The organism is Rhodococcus sp. IEGM 27 (assembly GCF_033142305.1).
GTDB classification, from domain to species: Bacteria; Actinomycetota; Actinomycetes; order Mycobacteriales; family Mycobacteriaceae; genus Rhodococcus_F; species Rhodococcus_F oxybenzonivorans.
Map to the genome: position 1 here is coordinate 1 of NZ_JAWLSG010000005.1, position 19,570 is coordinate 19,570.

General features: G+C 65.5%; 16 protein-coding genes. 7 read left to right on the forward strand and 9 right to left on the reverse strand.

What is annotated here, in order from left to right; translation table 11 throughout:
- Nucleotides 1-144: 144 nt before the first annotated feature.
- Nucleotides 145-1,764, reverse strand: coding sequence for a PucR family transcriptional regulator (locus R4P95_RS17900; protein WP_317746403.1), 1,620 nt, complete (start codon nt 1,762-1,764; stop codon nt 145-147).
- Between the two features lie 179 nt (nt 1,765-1,943).
- Between R4P95_RS17900 and R4P95_RS17905 the strand changes: the two genes are divergently transcribed.
- A complete protein-coding gene (locus R4P95_RS17905; RefSeq protein WP_280123308.1) occupies nt 1,944-2,279 on the forward strand; it encodes a UBP-type zinc finger domain-containing protein in 336 nt (111 codons plus the stop codon).
- On the opposite strand, the gene R4P95_RS17910 is transcribed toward R4P95_RS17905, so the two are convergent.
- Nucleotides 2,245-3,027: an SWIM zinc finger family protein gene (locus R4P95_RS17910; protein WP_317746402.1), complete on the reverse strand. Its 783-nt coding sequence runs from the start codon at nt 3,025-3,027 to the stop codon at nt 2,245-2,247. The two genes, R4P95_RS17905 and R4P95_RS17910, sit on opposite strands and share 35 nt — an antisense overlap.
- Nucleotides 3,024-5,843 carry a DEAD/DEAH box helicase gene (locus tag R4P95_RS17915; RefSeq protein ID WP_317746401.1) on the reverse strand — a complete coding sequence of 940 codons (2,820 nt, stop codon included), beginning with the start codon at nt 5,841-5,843 and terminating at the stop codon, nt 3,024-3,026. Before R4P95_RS17915 ends, R4P95_RS17910 begins: the two co-directional genes overlap by 4 nt.
- Before the next feature lie 126 nt (nt 5,844-5,969).
- Between R4P95_RS17915 and R4P95_RS17920 the strand changes: the two genes are divergently transcribed.
- On the forward strand, nt 5,970-6,758 hold the full coding sequence (locus R4P95_RS17920) for a TetR/AcrR family transcriptional regulator (RefSeq protein ID WP_317746400.1): 789 nt from the start codon (nt 5,970-5,972) through the stop codon (nt 6,756-6,758).
- Here the strand turns inward: R4P95_RS17920 and R4P95_RS17925 are convergent.
- A complete protein-coding gene (locus R4P95_RS17925; protein ID WP_213578117.1) occupies nt 6,705-8,300 on the reverse strand; it encodes an adenylate/guanylate cyclase domain-containing protein in 1,596 nt (531 codons plus the stop codon). The two genes, R4P95_RS17920 and R4P95_RS17925, sit on opposite strands and share 54 nt — an antisense overlap.
- Nucleotides 8,301-8,342: 42 nt before the next feature.
- Here R4P95_RS17925 and nucS point away from each other — a divergent pair, with 42 nt between their 5' ends.
- Together nucS and R4P95_RS17935 are read left to right on the forward strand one after the other, a co-directional pair.
- Complete coding sequence (gene nucS / locus R4P95_RS17930; RefSeq protein ID WP_109328727.1) at nt 8,343-9,017, forward strand: endonuclease NucS; 675 nt, start codon at nt 8,343-8,345, stop codon at nt 9,015-9,017.
- Between the two features lie 16 nt (nt 9,018-9,033).
- Nucleotides 9,034-9,360, forward strand: a complete 327-nt coding sequence (locus R4P95_RS17935; RefSeq protein ID WP_213572657.1) for an ATP/GTP-binding protein — start codon at nt 9,034-9,036, stop codon at nt 9,358-9,360.
- On the opposite strand, the gene R4P95_RS17940 is transcribed toward R4P95_RS17935, so the two are convergent.
- Nucleotides 9,357-10,445: a hypothetical protein gene (locus tag R4P95_RS17940; RefSeq protein WP_317746399.1), complete on the reverse strand. Its 1,089-nt coding sequence runs from the start codon at nt 10,443-10,445 to the stop codon at nt 9,357-9,359. The two genes, R4P95_RS17935 and R4P95_RS17940, sit on opposite strands and share 4 nt — an antisense overlap.
- Nucleotides 10,446-10,583: 138 nt before the next feature.
- Nucleotides 10,584-11,057 (reverse strand): methylmalonyl-CoA epimerase, encoded by a 474-nt coding sequence (mce, locus tag R4P95_RS17945; RefSeq protein ID WP_109328733.1) that lies wholly within the window; start codon nt 11,055-11,057, stop codon nt 10,584-10,586.
- 128 nt (nt 11,058-11,185) lie between these two features.
- Here mce and R4P95_RS17950 point away from each other — a divergent pair, with 128 nt between their 5' ends.
- From R4P95_RS17950 to R4P95_RS17960, 3 genes are all read left to right on the forward strand, one after another.
- The gene (locus R4P95_RS17950) at nt 11,186-12,379 is read left to right on the forward strand and encodes an acetyl-CoA C-acetyltransferase (RefSeq protein ID WP_213572654.1); all 1,194 of its coding nucleotides are present in this window, start codon (nt 11,186-11,188) and stop codon (nt 12,377-12,379) included.
- Between the two features lie 64 nt (nt 12,380-12,443).
- A complete protein-coding gene (locus tag R4P95_RS17955) occupies nt 12,444-12,815 on the forward strand; it encodes a DUF3817 domain-containing protein (protein WP_213572653.1) in 372 nt (123 codons plus the stop codon).
- A 132-nt stretch (nt 12,816-12,947) separates the two neighbouring features.
- A complete protein-coding gene (locus R4P95_RS17960; protein WP_213572652.1) occupies nt 12,948-13,853 on the forward strand; it encodes a tetratricopeptide repeat protein in 906 nt (301 codons plus the stop codon).
- Between the two features lie 17 nt (nt 13,854-13,870).
- On the opposite strand, the gene R4P95_RS17965 is transcribed toward R4P95_RS17960, so the two are convergent.
- From R4P95_RS17965 to R4P95_RS17975, 3 genes are read right to left on the reverse strand one after another with little or no spacing between them, the layout of a single operon-like run.
- The gene (locus R4P95_RS17965; protein WP_213572651.1) at nt 13,871-15,286 is read right to left on the reverse strand and encodes a neutral zinc metallopeptidase; all 1,416 of its coding nucleotides are present in this window, start codon (nt 15,284-15,286) and stop codon (nt 13,871-13,873) included.
- Nucleotides 15,287-15,332: 46 nt separating this feature from the next.
- A complete protein-coding gene (gene glgB / locus R4P95_RS17970; RefSeq protein ID WP_317746398.1) occupies nt 15,333-17,531 on the reverse strand; it encodes a 1,4-alpha-glucan branching protein GlgB in 2,199 nt (732 codons plus the stop codon).
- Entirely contained in the window at nt 17,531-19,549 is a 2,019-nt protein-coding gene (locus R4P95_RS17975; protein ID WP_213572649.1) for an alpha-1,4-glucan--maltose-1-phosphate maltosyltransferase, read from the reverse strand. The genes glgB and R4P95_RS17975 overlap by 1 nt, the downstream gene beginning before the upstream one ends.
- Between the last annotated feature and the right edge of the window lie 21 nt (nt 19,550-19,570).

A 19,570-nucleotide genomic window follows, 5' to 3' on the forward strand; every position in this document is an offset into this window, starting at 1 on the left:
GCTAAGCCCTCCAGCGCCGATGGTACTGCACTCGACAGGGTGTGGGAGAGTAGGACACCGCCGAACATCCGTTACCGGAAGCCCCCCAACAGCTGTTGGGGGGCTTCCGGCATTCCACAACAAAAATGGATGGTCCCGGGACCCTCATGGTCGGGTAGCGCCGGCGAGTACCTGCAACGCCCGCGTGGCGAGATGAAGGTTCAATCGGGTATCGACGCTCCGGAGATCACGATCGGTGAGTTCGTGTATACGGGACATGCGGTATCTCAAGGTACTGCGGTGAATTCGGAGAGCGCGAGCAGTTTCGTCGTACTTGCCACCGCAGTCCAGATACTGGGCCAAGGTGGCTGTCATGGTGCTGTGGTGGTCACGGTCGTAGTCGAGGAGCGGTCCGAGCCATTCCTGAACGAAATTTTCGACGTCGAGTGTCGTGGCGTGCGCGTCGAGGATGCGGTATACGCCCAATTCGTCAAAATGAGTCACGCCCCAGGGCGACAGTGATTGCTTTCGTATTTCCAGGGCTCGTACTGCGTTCCTGTACGACTGAGGTATCTCACTGGGTAACGAACATTCTGATCCGACACCCATCACTCCGCTCGCCGGCCCGAGGGTCTTCTCCACAGTCCGGAACGCTTCAACCGCATCGGTTTTCGACTGTGTAATCGCGGCGACGACCCCAGAACCGTGGTCGCTGCGGTGCATGAGAAGGGCCGCGGAATCGGTCGAGGCGAAGTATCGGTGTAGGGCGTCGGACACGGTATCGGCATTCGTCTCCGAATCCCACTCGACCACCAGAACGCGCTGCGGTTCGTGAAGGTCGTAGCCAAGTGCTTCGGCACGCGAGTAGGCACTGTCGTCGTCGGTTCCAGAGAGGAGATCGTCCCCGAGGTCGCGGCTCAACCGTGCCTCGGTCTCCGCCAACGACCGTTCGTGCGCCATCTCGATGGCGAGGACCTTCGCGGCGTGTTCCAGCGCGAACGTGTCCAAGTCCGTCGCCTCGTGTTCTGGGTCGCAGAGGTACACGATCCCCAGCAGAGTTTGACGGGGCCGCACGATCTGCAGGATCCGGTTGTCCTCCCGCAGGGGTTTGCCCTCCATAGTGGCTCGGCGGACGACGTCGACTCGATTCCGGCCCCCAATTCGACGGTATCGCGGCATCTTTCCGGGACCGGCCCAGACCCGGAGGTTGCCGAATTGGTCCTCGACCCCCACGGGTAGTCCGGTCAGCTGATGGAGGGTATCCGCGATGACCGCTTCGGACGCGCCCGCGAGAGAAAGCCGATCGAGCGTTTCGCGGATCCTCGCTTCGGACTGGAGTCGCTCGAGCTGCTCCGACACTGCGGCCAGCTGCTCCGACACTGCCGCGACTTCGTCGGAGGCTTCTTCTCGCACACTGCGTGCCTGCGCTTCTGCGTGCAAGGCGCGGGAGGCGGAACGCAGGGCAGACACCGTGTGCTGAATCAGCAGTTCGAGAAGAGTGACTTCCCTCTGGGATGGTGGACGAGTCGCCCGGATCATCAGCGCGATGGTGTCGATCGAAGAGTCGTCGAACAGAATGCGCTGACGCCAGAATCCGTCGGTATCTCCTGCCACCGGTTCCACTGTGAACGGTCCCAAGTGACCAAGGGCCTCCCGCATCACGCCGAGGACAGTGTCCCGATCACCGGAGTCATGCATGTCCGCTGTGAGTGCCAGAACGGTACAGAGGTCGGATGCCCGAGGAGTGTCGACCACCCTGGGGTCTGGGGATGCTTCCAGATCCATGCCTTGATCTACCCCGGATATCCAGGGTCGAAACCCCCAAGGGTGTGCGTTCGTGCCGATTTCCGTCAGACTCTTTCGTTCCGCCGTGACCATGTGGTGCGCGCCGGCAGGCGTCAATCTTGGGGATGAGGGGTGGCGACATGATCCAATCCGATACCTGGCACGATCCTGATCTGAACATGATTCGCGACGTCGTCGCGCATACGTCGGACGGGTGCGAGGGCTGTCTCGCACTCGGTACCCGGTGGGCACACCTGATGCTGTGCCTGACGTGTGGGTACGTCGGCTGCAGTGACTCGTCACCAATGCGCCATGCCAGACACCACGCACAGACCAGCGGGCATCCGATCGCACAGTCTCTGCATCCCGGGGACAACTGGCGCTGGTGCTTCGTGCATGACGTCAAGATCTGTACGCCGTACCCGGCGACCGGGGCGAGGGTTGTGGGCCCGAGCGTCGTGCCGGGACTGACGAACGGCGTCAGACAGGATCTCCGTATCGCGAAATCGCAGTGAGCATCGCCGACCAGATGGCGTCTGCGTGAACTTCGGGCGGCGCATCGTCCAGCCAACCGGGACGCAGCGGGACGGCCCCCTCGGTAGTCGGCATCGTCGGCAAGTGGCCGGGGACGTCAGTGTAGGCGTCGGCGGCCGGCGTTGGCCTCGATGTGGCGGCGAACGAGGAGTCCGAAAGGTTCTCCTGGTGCGATTCGTGCCGCAAGTCGAGCAGTTGCCGACCCTCGCGGCCGCGGAGCAGAAACACCAGCAGCGGGTCGTCGTCGAGTATCCACGCGGCCTGGTACAGGACCGCCGCGGCATGTCGGCAAGGCGCGTCCCACTCCTCACACGTGCATGTCGCGTTCGCATCGAACATCGAAGGCAGGAGCGATATGCCGATTGCCGCGAGATCTTCGTACAGTTCGCGCGGAAGCGTTCCGCTGGACAACTGGGCGACGTGGCCACTCCTCGAGCCGAGCGCGGCAGATACCCGCTCCCACTCTGCACCGTCGAGAACATCGACACGAATGCGCACGTGCAGGAGCTCGTCGCTGGAATGCACGTCGGCGGAAAGAAGTCCGGCGGCGAAGGTCAGCGGGCCGACCATTCCGCCGCGGGCATGAGCTCGTCCCTGCTTCAGCGTGTGAGAGTCGAGTGCAGATTGCTCGAGATCGTCCACCCACTGCTGGGCCCACCAGGTCCTACCGCGAGTACGTTTGCCCCTCTGGACCCCGAAGGGGGGAAGTGTCAACGCGGTCGTCGTCACAGGATGCCTCCGAAATGATAGTCGGGGCTCAACGCCACGAGTTCAGTGAGTTCCCCGTCGGTCAGTTCGGTGAAGGCGCCGGCACCACGAAGTAGGACCGAGTCCGCGAGCGCTCGTTTGCTGTCGAGCATGCCGGCAATGCGCTCCTCGATGGTGCCCGCGGTGACGAAGCGATGGACCACCACCGGCCGGTGCTGGCCGATTCGGTAGGCACGATCGGTTGCTTGGTCTTCGACGGCCGGATTCCACCAGCGATCGAAGTGGACGACGTGATCCGCTCGCGTCAGATTGAGTCCGGTCCCCGCGGCTTTGAGGGACAGAATCAAGACCGGTATGTCGCCACTCTGAAACCGTTCCACCAGTTCCTCCCTGGCAGCTACCGAGATGCCGCCATGGAGGAATTCGCACTCGATACCGCGGGAGCTAAGGTGCTGCAGCAAAAGTCGCCCCATCGCAGTGAAGTGGGTGAAGACCAGCGATCGGCCGTCCTCCGACAGAGTCGTGTCGACCAGGTCGTCGAGGAGGTCGATCTTCTGGGAGCGGCCCCTCAGGGACGTGGGCTGTTGCCCGAGGTACTGCGCAGGGTGGTTGCAGATCTGTTTGAGGCCGGTCAGCAGGGACACGATACCGCCGCGACGCTGCATGCCGTCGCTGCTGCGAATCTGTTCGAGAGCTTCCCGGACGAGCGCTTCGTACAACGCGGCCTGCTCTGGAGTGAGCCCGACATCGACGTCGATTTCGGTTTTCGGCGGAAGCTCCGGGGCTATCCCGGGATCCGACTTCTTTCGGCGTAGGACGAACGGTGCGATGAGGCCGGCCAGCTCGCTGGCACGATCCACGCCGTCGCCGCCGCTCGGGTTGTCGTAGCGCCGCCGAAACTGTGCGTATGTGCCGAGGAGACCGGGTGTGACACCGTCGAGTATCGACCACAGATCGCTGAGTCTGTTCTCCACCGGCGTTCCGGTGAGGGCTACGCGAGCCCGTCCCGGGACAGTGCGCAGAGCTCTCGTGACCGAGGCATTGCGATTCTTCAGATGCTGGGCCTCGTCCGCGACGACGAGTCCCCACCAGGTCGCGGCGAGGGCGCCGGCGTCGAGCCGCATCGTCGCATACGTGGTCAACACGATCGCGTCGGCGCTGTCCGTGAGGTACTCACTCGGAGCTGATCGTCTCGGGCCGTGATGGACGAAGACTCTCGTATCCGGGGCGAAGCGTTCGATCTCACGGCGCCAGTTGCCCAACAAGGATGCGGGGCAGACGACGAGGGAGGGTCCCGAGGTCTCGACTTCCTGCTGACGGTGGACGTGAAGCGCTATGAGGGTCAACGTCTTACCGAGTCCCATGTCGTCGGCCAGGCAAGCCCCCAGCCCGCGGGAGGTGAGCGCGGCAAGCCATCGGAAGCCGGCAAGTTGGTAGTCCCGCAGCTGTGCGCGCAGCGCGGCCGGCACGGGCACGTCGAAGGTGATCTTGTCGGTGAGTTCTCGGGCCGTGCGGGCGAGTGTTCCGTAGGTATCGACACGACACTCTCCCTCGCCGCGGCCGGTTCGCCCTGTCAACGAGGCGCGTAGTGCCTCGACCATCGGCATCGTGCCGGTTCGCCGCTGCAGGGTCTTCCGCACGAGCGCCGAGTCGGCGACCACGTAGCGATTACGCAGTCGCACCACGGCGCGTTCGGAAGCGACCAGCTTCTCCATGTCCTCCCTGGTGAGCACCTCGTCACCGATCGCCACCCGCCAGTCGAACCGGAAGGCGTGGTCACCACCGAACGCGGTTGGCCCCTCACTCAACGCGGAATCGCCCAGAACCATGCGGGTCGATGTCTGCGTCATCAGCTCCCGCGGCCAGTGGATCTCGATGCCTTCATCGCGTAGACGAGCGCCGGCGTCACCGGCAAGTGCTGCGACGTCGTCGTCGTCGAGCCTGATTCGATCCGGCGCCTCGGAGCGCAGGAGATCCTCGAGCGGTGCCCACCGAAGCGCGGCACGACGGAGAGCTTCGAGCACCGCAATCCGCGGGTCGACCATGAATGCGGACTCCGCCATGCTCGGATGGCGCCAGAGATCCACGGCGTCGCAGACGATCCCGGGCCTGTCCACCCCGTGCACCTGGAGGGTGGCGTCGAAATCGCTGTCCACCAGATCGACGGTTCCCATGGTCGGAACCGGATCGATGCGCAGGGACAGAGCCACGGTCGTGGGCGCGTGGGAGGCGGTCCAGGCCCCTAGTCGGGGAACACTGACGGTGTCCCATCCCAGATACGGTAAGGCGTCGGACTCGGCGGGGGCGCACAACCTCGGAAGCGCATCGAGGACGGACGTCACAAAGCCGCGCACCACCTCCGACGCAGCCGGAAGCAGGACCGCCCTTGCGTCCTCGGACACTTCACCCGAGGGGATCGCGCGGGCCTCGGGTGGAAGGGCAGCGGCAAGGCTGCTGAGGTGGCGTTGCTCGTCCGTGTCGAGGACGCCGAGTCGCCACACGTCCTGTCCGCCCGCGGTCACAGACGGAAGAATCGAACCCTTCGCGAGATACGCGACGGCGGTCCGACCGCAGGCGGCGAAGAAGGCGACCGACCGGTGGACCTCGGCCTCGGCCGGCAGGGTCAAGAGTATGGGGAGCGCGTCGCGCAGGGATACTCGCCGCGTCGGAAGGCTGGCTACCGCATGCTCGCCGACGGCGAGGCGCGTGTACGAGTCCGAGTTCGGGGGAGGGGCACCCTGTGGTTCGTCGTTCCAGAAGACAAGGTGTGCGTTCCGCGGAACTTCGGCGGGTACGAACGTGGCCGCGAAGCTCCTGAGAGCCGGCTCTACTGTCACAACTTCACCCTTTCCAGCGGACGTGCAGGCGACACCGCCCCACATGCCAGCGCCTCATACGGTACGTCGTACGTCAACGACGCGGTGATCCCTCGAGTTCCCGAGACGCCATGGGAAGATTCCGGCATGGCTGGAATCGCGACACCACAGGGCGGCGACCCGGCTCGAACCATGGAGTTGCTGTGGGGCGGTGGCAGTGCGCCCGTGTCGCGGCCCCGTCGGGGAAAGGCGGGGCTGAACCTCGACCGCATCGTCGACGTCGCGATCGGCCTCGCCGACGCGGAGGGACTCGATGCTGTCTCGATGCGCCGCGTCGCAGCTAAGCTCGGAGCCGGGGCGATGTCGCTGTACACGCACGTTCCCGGCAAGGTGGAACTGGTCGATGTGATGACCGACCGGGTGCTGTCCACTCTCCACGCCGCCCCCGACGACCCGGTTGCAGGGTGGCGGGATCGGCTCGCCGCGGCAGCACGCGGCTATTTCGAGCTTCTCCGCGCCCATCCGTGGATGCTGAACGTCGTCACACTCAGCCGGCCGGTGCTGGGACCCGGGGCTATGGCGAAGTACGAGCGCGAGCTGGCTGCGGTCGAAGGGCTCGGACTGTCAGACCTCGAGATGGACTCCGTGGTGACCCTGCTCGACAGTTTCGCGGTAGGCGCCGCGCGGGCCGCCGCCGAAGCGGCATCACTGGCTGCGCGGGGAGACGCCGACAGCGAATGGTGGCGCAGCATTGCGCCGCATTTCGAGAAGGTGTTCGACCCCGACCGCTTTCCGCTTGCCGCCCGAGTCGGGGCCTCGGCCGGCGAACACCACAACGCCGCCTTCGCCCCCGACCATGCCTTCGAATTCGGTCTCGCCCGCCTACTCGACGGAATCGGCGCCCTGATCCGAAACGGTGGACGCTCCCTCGAGTAGCGCCGTGGGAACAGCCAGCCGGGTGGGTTCCACGCGACCGCGGAGAGTCACGCTGTCCGTGAGTGTCCACTGCCGCCGTTCGTCCTCGCCTGCTGCGTCGGTGGCACGCTGGGAGGCCACAAGCCGTCCGGGGACGTTCTTGGCCAACTCGGACAGACGCGCCGCTTCGTTGACGGGATCGCCGATCACCGTGTACTCGAATCGTTCGTGTGCTCCGATGTTGCCCGCGACCGCGCGCCCGGTCGCAACTCCGATGCCCGCCTCGCACTCGCGGACCTCGGCGGCGAGCCGTTCGCGCAGAGCACGAGCGGCGGACAGTGCTGCACCCGCATGATCGTCGAGCGCGACCGGTGCACCGAAGATGGCCAGCGCGGCATCACCTTCGAACTTGTTGACGAACCCGCATCGGCGGTCCACCTCGTCGACCACGACATTGAAGAATCGGTTGAGTAAGTCCACGACCTCCGCGGGGGAGCGGGTGGCGGTCAAGGTGGTTGATCCGATGATGTCGACGAAGAGCACGGATACATCCCGCTCCTCACCGCCCAGCTCCGGCCGGTGGCGAAGCGCATTGCTCGCAACCTCCTGCCCGACGTGTCGTCCGAAGAGATCGCGGATCTTTTCGCGCTCGCGCAGGCCCTCGGCCATGCGATTGAAGCCGGTCTGCAGCTCGCCCAGTTCGGTACCGTCGTACACGATCACCTCGGCGTCCAGCTTCCCGTCGGCGACCTCGGCCATCCCTAACTGCACCGATCGGATCGGAGCCTCGGTGGCCCGCACGCTGATCACGACGAGCAGCAAGCCGAAACAGAGGATTACACCACCGAGCGCGAGGATCGACACCGCAAGGCTGGTGGGACTGGCGTAGCGAATGAAACTGAACACAGCGATGAGCATCAGTCCGAGCAATGGCACTCCGGTTCCGAGGACCCAGGCGAGCACGGTTCGACCGGTGATACCCAGGGTCCGGCGGGTCCGCGGTTCTCCTGAACTCAGCGCCCGGGCTGCGACGGGGCGCAGGGCGAATTCGGTGAGTAGATAGCAGAACGCACAGATGGTTATTCCGGCAAAGGCAACGGTGAATGCCACTTTGGGGATTGTTTGCGGGTTGATGATGCCGTACAGCGCGGTGAAGAACACCCATCCCAGACCCCACAGGGCCGCCTGAACTCGCGTCAGCCGCCACGGCGCCCGGAACGCAGCCGCACGGTCGCTCTCGGTGGGGTCGCGGTCGACTGTGGACCATCGAAGGTCGGAGACGATCCGCCGAGTGCCCCACGTCACCCCGATCAACACTGCTGTCAGCACGAATACCGGCACCGCGACGAAATTGGCGAGCATGAATTCACCGGACCACACGCTCGGCCCGGGGACGACCACGCTGATGAGCAGACACGCGATCAGTGCCCCGATGAGGTTGGTGACCACCAACGGAGCGGTGAGCAGTAATTGGACTCGGACGCGGCGGCGGCGCGGGCTTTCGTCCGGCGATCCGAGCAACCACGACCCCAGCGGGGCGACAGATCTGCGAGGGCGGCGCATAGTCATTCGAGACTAGTCGGCGCGATCCCTTAGGGTGATCGAGTGCGCCTAGTGATTGCCAGATGCCGAGTCGACTACGTAGGCCGTTTGACGGCACATCTTCCCACTGCGCGTCGTCTGTTGCTGATCAAGGCCGACGGATCGGTGAGCATTCACGCCGACGACCGCGCCTACAAGCCGCTCAACTGGATGAGCCCGCCGTGCTGGCTCGTCGAAGGAGCCGCGGACGACGGCGGAGCACTGTGGGTTGTCACCAACAAGGCCGGTGAGGAACTACGCATCACGATCGAGGACATCGAGCACGACTCCAGCCACGAGCTCGGGGTCGATCCCGGACTCGTCAAGGACGGCGTCGAAGCGCACCTGCAGGAACTGCTTGCCGAACACGTCGAGACGCTGGGCACCGGATACACACTCGTGCGTCGCGAATACATGACGGCCATCGGCCCGGTCGACCTCCTGTGCCGGAACGCCGATGGCGCGTCCGTCGCCGTCGAGATCAAGCGCAGAGGTGACATCGACGGAGTCGAACAGTTGACGCGGTACCTCGAACTTCTCAACCGGGACCCCTTGCTCGCGCCGGTGAGCGGAGTCTTCGCCGCCCAACAGATCAAGCCTCAAGCGAAAACTCTTGCCACGGACCGCGGGATCCGATGCTTGGTGCTCGACTACGAAGCGCTCCGGGGCACCGAGAGCACCGAGTTCCGGCTTTTCTGAGACCTAGGCTGGTTCCGTGCCCCGTCGCAAACCCCAACCCAGGACCACGCGTCGAGGTGCGTCCAATGCGAACCGCGACGAAGCAGGGTTCGGCGATGCACTGACACGCCGGGAATCGGGCCCCGGCGGGTACAGCGACGAGGACTACGTCGTGCGCGCCATCCCGGGGTCACGCGCCACCAAGACCTACCGGTGCCCGGGCTGCGATCACGACATCCGGCCGGGGGTACCCCATCTCGTGACGTGGCCCGCGGAATACGGCGGGGCCGATGACCGGCGGCACTGGCACACCGGGTGCTGGTCGGGACGCAGCACCCGGGGCCTGACGCGCCGGTGGTCCTAGCTGCCCGTCTTGACCGTCCGCTGATCCGCCGAGTCGGCGTTCGATTCCTCGTCGACCGCCGACAGGACTGCGGTGTCGGCGTCGGTATCCGAGTGATCGTCTGCCTTGTCGTCGGACTCGACCCGAGCTGAGGTGGACTCGTTTCGCGCGGGAGCGTGTTTCTGCGCAGACCGGGAGTCGTTGCTCTCGTTGGAGCGTGCGTTCGACTGCAGGGCGGTCTCGGGGTGGGCGTCCAGTAGTTCGCTCTCCCGGTTGACGGACGCCAGCATGGCGGGAACCGAATCGAGCTGACCCCGAATGCCCAACAGCTGAGCGAGGATTCGGCCGCGGAGTACGCGAAGCTCCTCGGCAAGTTCCTTGGCGTGGGCGATCTTGCGCTCCGACTGGTCGGTGGCCGCCTGCAGCCTGCGCTCCGCCTCGTGCGTGGCGTCGGCGAGTCGTCGCTGAGCTTCGGCCTTGCTGGTCGCCTCGAGTTCGTTGACCGCGGCAATCGTCTTCTGCCTGCGCTCGGACATGGAGAGGTCGAAATCTTCCTGCACCTGCGCCCGGCGCAGCTCGGCCTCGGCGGCGAGGCGGTCACGCTCGGCCTGCGCCGCCTCGACGATGCGCGCCGCCTCGGTGCGGGCTTTGGCCATGGTTTGCGTGTGCTCGGTCTCGAGGGCGCTACGACGGTCCTCGAGTTCGGCGACCAGGGACTCGTACTGGCCACGAAGCTGAGCGGCCTCCTGCTCGGCGATCGAGATCATCTCCGCAGCATCGGCCTCGGCCTTGGCACGCACCTCCGAGGCTTCGTCGGACGCCAGGCGGAGCATCCGCGAGATGCGGTCGCTCATACCCTCCGCGGTAGTGGGGGGAACGGACAGGCGATCGACGTCCTTGCGGAGCTCGTCGATCTCGTCCCGCGCATCGTCGAGCTGCTTAGCGAGATCGCGTGCCTGCGCCGCCGCCGCGTCCCGGTCGGCCGCCGTCACGCGCAACTCCGCATCGAAACGCTCGAAGTAGTTGCGCACCTCGTCCCGGTCGAAGCCCTTACGCGCCACGGAGAACGGAAGGGGGATCGAACCGCGGTCCTGCTCGTTTACCATGGCCGCCAATCTACCTGGGCAAAGCCGTGCTTGTCTTTCGGCCTACCTGGTCTTCACCGCTCCGGCGCAGGCCACGGGGCCTACAGCCTCAGTGGCCTGACGACCGCTCCGCCTCAGTGGCCTGACGACGGCTCCGCCTCAGTGGCCTGACGACGGCTCCACGAGCTCGATGAGGACTCCGCCGGCATCCTTGGGATGGACGAAGTTGATCCGCGAGTCCGCGGTACCGCGGCGGGGAGCGTCGTACAAGAGGCGTACGCCGCGATCGCGGAGCTGAGCGGAGAGGGCGTCGATGTCGGTGACGCGGTACGCCAGCTGCTGGAGACCGGGACCGCTCCGGTCGATGAACTTGGCGATGGTCGAGCTCTCGTTCAGCGGGGCGAGCAGCTGCAGCGCGGTACTGCCTTCGGGCGCGCCGACAACGCTGAGCATCGCCTCACGCACGCCCTGCTCCTCGTTCACTTCCTCATGGGTCGACACCATGCCGAGATGCTCCGCGTACCACGCGATGGCCGAATCGAGGTCGGGAACGGCTATGCCGACGTGGTCGATTGCGGTCACCAGGTCCGAAGACAGCGGCGACGGGGGCTGAGAGGGGGAGGTCTGTGTCATGCCCTCGACGTTAGCGCTACCGTTTCTGTAGTTCTCGTCGGGATGTGACTTCCGTCGTGCTGTGCACGCAGACGTGTTCGCCCGGACGTGATCGGCCGACAGAAATCGAAGGATCCGCGGAGGAAAACGTGACCAGTTCTGTGATTGTTGCCGGGGCCCGTACGCCGATGGGTCGGTTGATGGGTTCGTTGAAGGATTTCTCGGGTTCGGATCTGGGTGGGATCGCGATCAAGGGTGCGCTGGAGAAGGCGGGGGTGGCGCCGGATCAGGTGGAGTACGTGATCATGGGTCAGGTCCTGACGGCGGGGGCGGGGCAGATGCCGGCGCGGCAGGCGGCGGTCGCGGCGGGGATTCCGATGGATGTGCCGGCGTTGACGGTGAACAAGGTGTGTTTGTCGGGGATCGATGCGATTGCTTTGGCGGATCAGTTGATCCGGGCGGGGGAGTTCGAGGTGGTCGTTGCCGGTGGGCAGGAGTCGATGTCGCGGGCGCCGCATCTGCTGGAGAAGTCGCGGGAGGGGTTCAAGTACGGCGATGTGACGATGCGTGATCACATGGCGTTCGACGGGTTGCACGACATTTTCACCGATCAGGCCATGGGAAATCTGACGGAGGCACGGAACAAGTCCGACAGTGTCCCGGTCAGCCGCGAGGATCAGGACGCGTTCGCGGCGGCGTCGCACCAGAACGCGGCCCGGGCGTGGAAGGACGGGTTGTTCGACGACGAGGTGGTGCCCGTGTCGATCCCGCAGCGCAAGGGCGATCCGGTGGTCTTCGCCGTTGACGAAGGGGTGCGCGCCGACACCACAATCGACACGTTGGCAAAGTTGCGTCCCGCCTTCGCGAAGGACGGGACGGTCACGGCCGGGTCCGCGTCGCAAATCTCCGACGGTGCGGCGGCAGTGGTCGTGATGAGCAAGGCCAAGGCCGAGGAGCTCGGTCTCGAGTGGCTGGCCGAGATCGGGTCACACGGGGTGGTCGCCGGACCCGACTCGACGTTGCAGTCGCAGCCGGCCCGGGCGATCGCGAAGGCGTGCGCGAAGGAGAGCATCGACCCGAAGGATCTCGATCTCGTCGAGATCAACGAGGCCTTCGCGGCTGTCGGGATCGTCTCGACCCGTGAGCTGGGGCTGGATCCGGCGAAGGTCAACGTCAATGGCGGCGCGATCGCTGTGGGGCATCCGCTGGGCATGTCCGGGGCGCGGATCACCCTGCATCTGGCCCTCGAGCTGCAACGCCGCGGCGGCGGTGTGGGTGTGGCCGCACTGTGCGGCGGCGGCGGTCAGGGTGACGCCCTGATCGTCCGCGTCCCCAAGAAGTAGATGGGCGACGAGCCGTGGTGGTGTATCTCACACCACTACGGACCGTCGTAGATAGTCGGGCACAATGGTCGCCATGGCGAACGTCTTCGATCTCAGCACCACGGCCAAGCGCTTCCGATTTGTCGCAATTCTGGAAGCAATCACCTGGCTCGGCCTCCTCATCGGTATGGCTTTCAAGTATCTGCCCGCCGACGGCAACGAGATCGGTGTGAAGATCTTCGGCCCCCTCCACGGGGGTGTATTCGTCCTGTACGTCTTGATCGCGCTGTGGACGGCACGAAAGCTGAGCTGGTCTCTGCTCACCACGTTCTGGGCGCTCGTTGCCAGCATTCCCCCCTTCGGCACGGTCGTGTTCGAGGTCTGGGCCGTCCGCGCCGGTCGCATGGCTGAACTGTCCGACGAGAGCGCAACGAAGAACACGCCTTCGCTCGTCTGAGGCCGAAGGAGGTCGCGCCTCCCTCGGGGTCGTCTGCCCGCTTTCCGGTACGCCCACGAATCGTGACAAACTGGGTGCGTGACTCGACCAGGTTCTCGTCCTCCCGCGCGTTCCTCTGCAGTGGCCGCCGCCATGACCGGCGCAGTCGATCTGTCAGCACTCAAGGAGCGCGCCACCACCCCGCCCCCTGCACCCTCCGGAAACGGAGCCGCGCCCTCTGCCGCCGGTTCCGGGCTCGCCCCGGTCGTCGAGGTCACCGAGGCCAACTTCGAAGCCGAGGTGCTCGTCCGGTCCCAGCAGGTCCCGGTCGTCGTCGACCTCTGGGCCACCTGGTGTGAGCCGTGCAAGCAACTCTCGCCGCTGCTCGAGAAGTTGGCTCACGAGGCGGGTGGCACCTGGGTGCTTGCCAAGGTCGACGTCGACGCCAACCCGCGCATCGCCCAGGCATTCGGGGTCCAGTCGGTCCCGACGGTCGTCGCCATCGCGGCGGGGCAGCCCCTGGCGGACTTCCAGGGTGCGCAGCCCGAACCGCAACTGCGTCAGTGGCTGGCCGCCATTGCGCAGGCAGTCGCCGGAAAGCTCAGCGGCCCTCCGTCGGATGGTGCAGACGCCGACCAGCCGGAACCGGAGGACCCCCGCTTCGTTGCTGCCGAGGCAGCCCTCGACGAAGGCGATCTGGCCGGCGCAGAAGCCGCATTCCAGCGCATCCTCGACGAGGAACCCGCCAACGCCGAAGCGCAGGGTGCGCTTCGGCAGGTTCGTTTCCTCGCCCGCGTGCAATCGGTGGATCCCTCTGCCGTCGCGGCGGCGGATGCGGCGCCCGACGATATCGATGCTCAGCTGCAGGCCGCCGACGTGGAGCTCTACTCGCAGGCCCCGGAAGCTGCTTTCGCCCGGTTGATCGGTGTGATTGCTCGGAGCGCCGGCGACGACAAGACGAGGGTCCGTACCCGCCTGGTCGAGCTGTTCGAATTGTTCGACCCTGCCGAACCGGTGGTCATGGCGGCACGCAGGAAACTCGCGGCCGCGCTGTACTGACCGGTGCCCGGGGCGGGTCAGCGGTAGCGTCCCTCGCAGGCCTGCTCGCCGCCCAGCACCCCGGTGCGGAAGGCGTCGACCCGGGAGAACCCACTCGGGACGGTTTCGCCGTTGACATCGCTGGCGGCGAGCCCGTCGGTGAGCAGCCCCGACACTGCCTCGTCGAGGTCGCCGGGGGAAAGCCACACACTGCCCTCCTCGAGGGTGGCCGGATTTTCCGGGCTCAGCGCCGTGGTGATGACGCCGGACAAACAGGCGGCGCGCAGAGCTGTCTGCGGTGAATGCAGGTCGTCTCCACGGTCCTTCTGCAGGGCCAGGGTGTACCGCGACGCCAGCAGAACGTATGCGTTGTAGTCGCCGGTCAGATCGGTCTGGAACAGCTCGCGCCGGCCCAGCCGGCCCGGTGTGCCACGCTCGGCAAGGGCATCGACACTGACGCCGATGGTGTTGCTCGCCGGACAGAACGACACGGGCTCGGTGACCTCCGCGTCTCTGCAACCGAGGTCGGCGCCGTCGAAGTTCAGCTCCGGCGGATCGCTGAGATTGAAGATCTGCTGGAACGACGTGAAGAACGCCTCCAGCGACTCCTCGGTGACGGGTAGTTCACCGTCGTCGGATTCATCGGCGAAGAACTGAGGGAGGTCGGCACGGCGAGAATCGATCTCCTTCTCGTCGATGCGCGTACAGGGTGCGGGGCCGTCGGTGAATCCGATCTGCGTGGCGGTGACCCGCTCGAACGCCGAACCGTGAACATTGCCGGGGTCGCTGGGATCGGTATCGCCGATCGCGACCGCCGACGCCAGCACCTTGTTCAACCCGTCGGAGGTGTTCAACGTGAAGTGGGGTGACTTGTCTTCCGCGATGTGCCGCATGAATGCCCCGCCGAAGCAGTCGGCCTGCTGCTCGCGAACGATGCCCCCGCCTACCTCGACCTCGGCGATTCCCGCCTTGGTCTGAACGGCATGCCCGTACTCGTGGGCGAGGACGAAAACCGCGGCCACCACACCGAACTTCTCCACGACCTCGGGTAGGAGGAGCGCGCGGTCCCAGCCGATGGTGTGGTCGGTGCTGCAATACCCGGCATTGAGCAATTCTTCGGTGCCGTCCCCGCAGAACCGCGGACCGTCCGAATCCCGGGGGTCCCACGAAATCAGTTCTTCGACCGGTTCGAAGTCGCGATGGAACAGAGCGGGGAACTGGGTGCGCCAGTAGGACTCGATGTCGCTGACAGCGTTGGCGACCATCGTGTCGATCTCGCCGCCGTCGGTACCGGTGACGGGAAGGTCGGCGTCCGGCACCCCCTTCCGGGCGCCACTCGGCCCGGACGTGGCGTCCAGACCGGCGACCTTGAACGGATCGTCGTAGATGGAGGCGGCGTCACCGTCGATCGATCGCGCGCAGCCGCACAGTACGACCAGGGCGAGCACACTCATACCCACGACCCACTGCCGACGTCTGGTCAACAACGCCGTGCTCTCATCAACGCTCCAGACTCATCCAGATCGCGCCGTTGGCCGGCAATGCCACCTCGGCAGAGGCGGGCCGCCCGTGCCATGGCTGCGAAGTTGCCGTCACTGCCCCGAGATTTCCCCAACCCGACCCCCCATAGATTTCGGCGTCGGTATTGAGAATCTCACGCCATGTGCCCAATTCGGGCAAGCCCACTCTATAACTGCCGTGTGGCGTACCCGAGAAATTGAACAGACACGCCACTATCGAACCGTCGGTGCCGTAGCGGAGGAAGCTCAGAACGTTGTTCGCGGTGTCATTGGCATCAATCCACGAATAGCCGCCCGGGGACGTATCGAGCGTCCACAGCGCCGGATGCGCCCTGTAGGTGGCATTGAGATCGCCGATCAGTTTCAGGAGACCGCCGTGCAAGCGTCCGGTGTGGGGATCGTCGATTTCGTACCAGTCGAGGCTGCGCTCTTCCGACCACTCCCGCGTCTGGCCGAACTCCTGCCCCATGAACAGCAGTTGCTTGCCGGGGTGCGCCCACATGTACGCCAGCAGAGACCGGACACCCGCAGCCTTCGCATAGTCGTCACCTGGCATCCGAGTCCACAACGTGCCCTTGCCGTGCACCACCTCGTCGTGGCTGATGGGCAGCAGATAATTTTCACTCCACGCATAGACGAGCGAGAAGGTGATCTCGTGGTGGTGATAGCTCCGATGGACGGGATCGTGACCGAGATACCCGAGGGTGTCGTGCATCCAGCCCATGTTCCATTTCATGCTGAATCCGAGACCGCCGATGTTCGTCGGGCGGGTGACACCGGGCCACGCCGTCGACTCCTCGGCAATCGTGACGACCCCAGAATGGTGCTTGTGGACCGTCGCGTTCATTTCCTGAAGGAAGTCGACTGCTTCGAGATTCTCCCGGCCACCGTGGATGTTGGGCGTCCAGCCGCCTTCCGGTCGCGAGTAGTCGAGGTAGAGCATCGACGCCACCGCATCGACGCGGAGCCCGTCCACATGGAACTCGTCGAGCCAGAACAGGGCATTGGCAACGAGGAAATTACGGACCTCGCGTCTGCCGAAGTCGAAGACGTAGGTTCCCCAGTCGAGCTGCTCACCGCGCCGGGGATCCCCGTGCTCGTACAGCGGGGTGCCGTCGAAACGGGCGAGCGCCCACTCGTCCTTCGGGAAATGGGCAGGTACCCAGTCGACGATTACGCCGATCCCCGACTTGTGGAGGCGGTCGACGAACCACCGAAAATCGTCGGGGGAGCCGAAGCGCGACGTGGGCGCATAGTACGACGTCACTTGGTAACCCCAGGATCCACCGAACGGGTGCTCGGCGACCGGCAGCAACTCCACGTGGGTGAAACCGCACTCGGTGACGTAGGTGGCCAATTCCTCGGCCATGTCGCGGTAGCTCAACCCGGGACGCCACGAGGCGAGATGCACTTCGTACACACTCATCGGCGATTGTGTCGGGTCGGTGCTCGCCCGCTGCTCGAGCCACTCGGCGTCATCCCATTCGTGCGTACTGATCGCCACGCGGGACGCTGTCGCCGGCGGCACCTCGGTGGCGAACGCCATGGGGTCCGCCTTGTCCCGCACGCTTCCGTCACGGCCGTGGACGCGGAACTTGTACAGCTCGCCGACCTCGATACCGGGGATGAACAGCTCCCAGACACCGGTGGAGCCGAGCACCCGCATGGGAAAGGTCTCGCCGCCCCAGCCGTCGAAGCTGCCGATCACGCTGACCCCACGGGCAGCGGGTGCCCAGACGGCAAACGACGTGCCGGTCACCGTTCCGTCCGGGGTGTCGTACGACCGTCGGTGCGCCCCCAGAATTTCCCACAGGCGCTCGTGCCTGCCCTCCCCGAAGAGGTGCAGATCGAGCTCACCGAGGGTCGGCAGGAAGCGGTAGCCATCCGCCGCGAGGTCGGTGTGGCCGCCGGGCCACGTCGTCGACACCCGGTAATCGATCAGGTCACGGTAGGGAACCAGCGCTCCCCACATACCGTGCGCGATGTGCTCGAGTGGGAAGCTCTTTCCGCCGATCACCGCTTCGACGGACTCGGCCCGCGGGCGCAGAACACGGATGACCGTGCCGTCGGGGTGGGGGTGTGCCCCGAGGACAGAGTGCGGGTTGTGGTGAATGCACCGCGCCAGCAGATCCAGATCGGCGTCGTCGGGTGCGATTGCAGTGGGCGGTTGGACGGCCACTATGTACCTCCGCGGTATGCCAGCTTCGTCCTGGCCGGATAGGGAATGGACGGCAGAGCCAGAATATGGGCCACCGAACGCCAGGGCTCGAGACGCACGAAGTTCGCCTGCCCCCAGTGGTACTGCTCCCCGGTGACCTCGTCGAGCACGGGTAGATGGTCGTGCCAGTCACGTCCGAGTGCCGGCATGTCGAGCCACACCGTTCCCTGCTCGGCGCCGAACGGATTGAGGTTGATCACCGTCAGCACGGCGTCACCCGTGGTCGCGTCGAACTTCGAATATGCGATGAGTGCATCGTTGTCGACGTGATGGAAGTGCAGGTTTCGCAGCTGCTGCAACGCCGGGTGCTGACGGCGGATGCGGTTGAGCGCGGTGAGCCATGAATCGAGGGACTCACCGCGGGCGGCGGCACCTTCGAAATCGCGGGGGCGCAGCTGGTACTTCTCGGAGTCGAGATACTCCTCACTCCCCGGACGCACCGGAAGGTGCTCGTACAGTTCGTAACCCGAGTAGACGCCCCACGTCGGTGACAGAGTCGCGGCCAGTGCGGCGCGCAACGCGAACATGCCGGGACCACCGGTTTGCAGGCTCTCGTGCAGGATGTCCGGGGTGTTGACGAAGAGGTTGGGCCGCGCCTCGTCGGCCTTCGCTGCTATCTCATTGCCGAATTCGGTCAACTCCCATTTGGCCGTCCGCCACGTGAAATAGGTGTACGACTGAGTGAACCCGCGCCGGGCCAGTCCGTACAGTCGCGCCGGCCGGGTGAATGCCTCGGACAAGAACAACACGTCCGGATCGGTCTTCTTGACCTCCGCGATCAGCCACTCCCAGAAGTCCGGTGGCTTGGTATGCGGATTGTCGACCCGGAAGATTTTCACCCCCGCGGCGATCCAGTGCCGCACCACACGCAGGACCTCCGCGTAGATGCCGTCCTTGTCGTTGTCGAAGTTGACCGGATAGATGTCCTGGTACTTCTTCGGCGGGTTCTCCGCGTAGGCGATGGTGCCGTCCGGAAGGACCGTGAACCATTCCGGATGGTCCCGCGCCCACGGATGGTCGGGCGCGCACTGCAGCGCGAGGTCGATGGCGACTTCGAGGTCGAGTGCGCGCGCCGCAGCGACGAACGCCTCGAAATCCTGCATCGTTCCGAGCTCCGGATGTATCGCGTCGTGACCGCCTTCGGCCGATCCGATCGCCCACGGCGAGCCCACGTCGTCCGGCCCGGGAGTCAGCGTGTTGTTGGGTCCCTTGCGGTTGATCACGCCGATCGGGTGGATGGGCGGCAGGTAGACGACGTCGAAGCCCATGGCCGCGATCCGGGGCAGCGCGGCGGCGGAGGTGGCGAAGGTGCCGTGCCGGGGCTTCCCGTTCTCGTCCCAGCCTCCCGTCGACCGGGGGAAGAATTCGTACCACGACCCGAAGAGCGCCCGTGTGCGGTCGACGAGGACACTGTGCGCTTCACTTCTGGTGACCAGATCACGTAAGGGATGCGCCCGCAGAAGTTCGGCGACGTCCGAACCGAATGCCGGGGCCACCCGCTCGCCGAGCGGATGCTCGGATCGCAACGATGCGGCGACACCGATCAGCCGCGAACGGTCGTTCCGCGGGACACCCTTGGCGGCACGCTCGAACAGCCGGGCGCCGTTCTCCAGATCGTTGGCCAGCTCGGACGGCCCCTGCCCGACCGAGAGCTTGGCCTCCACGGCATGCTTCCAGGTGGTGATCGGGTCGCTCCACGCCTCGATCCGGAAGGTCCACATTCCTTCACTGGTGGGCGTGAAGGAACCGTCGACGGTGTCAGGCGCAGGTCCAGGGTTCATGGGAATGCGAAAGGTCGCCGATCCGCCGGAGGATGCTGTACGGGGTCCTCGCACCGCGAGAGTGGCGGCTACGGCATCGTGCCCCTCCCGCCATACCTTCGCCCGCACGGGAAATACCTCACCGACAACAGCCTTGGCAGGGTAACGCCCGCCCGAGATGTCGGGCATCACGTCGTCGATGCCGAGTCGACCTGTCACACTGGGCTCCGTTCCATAGTC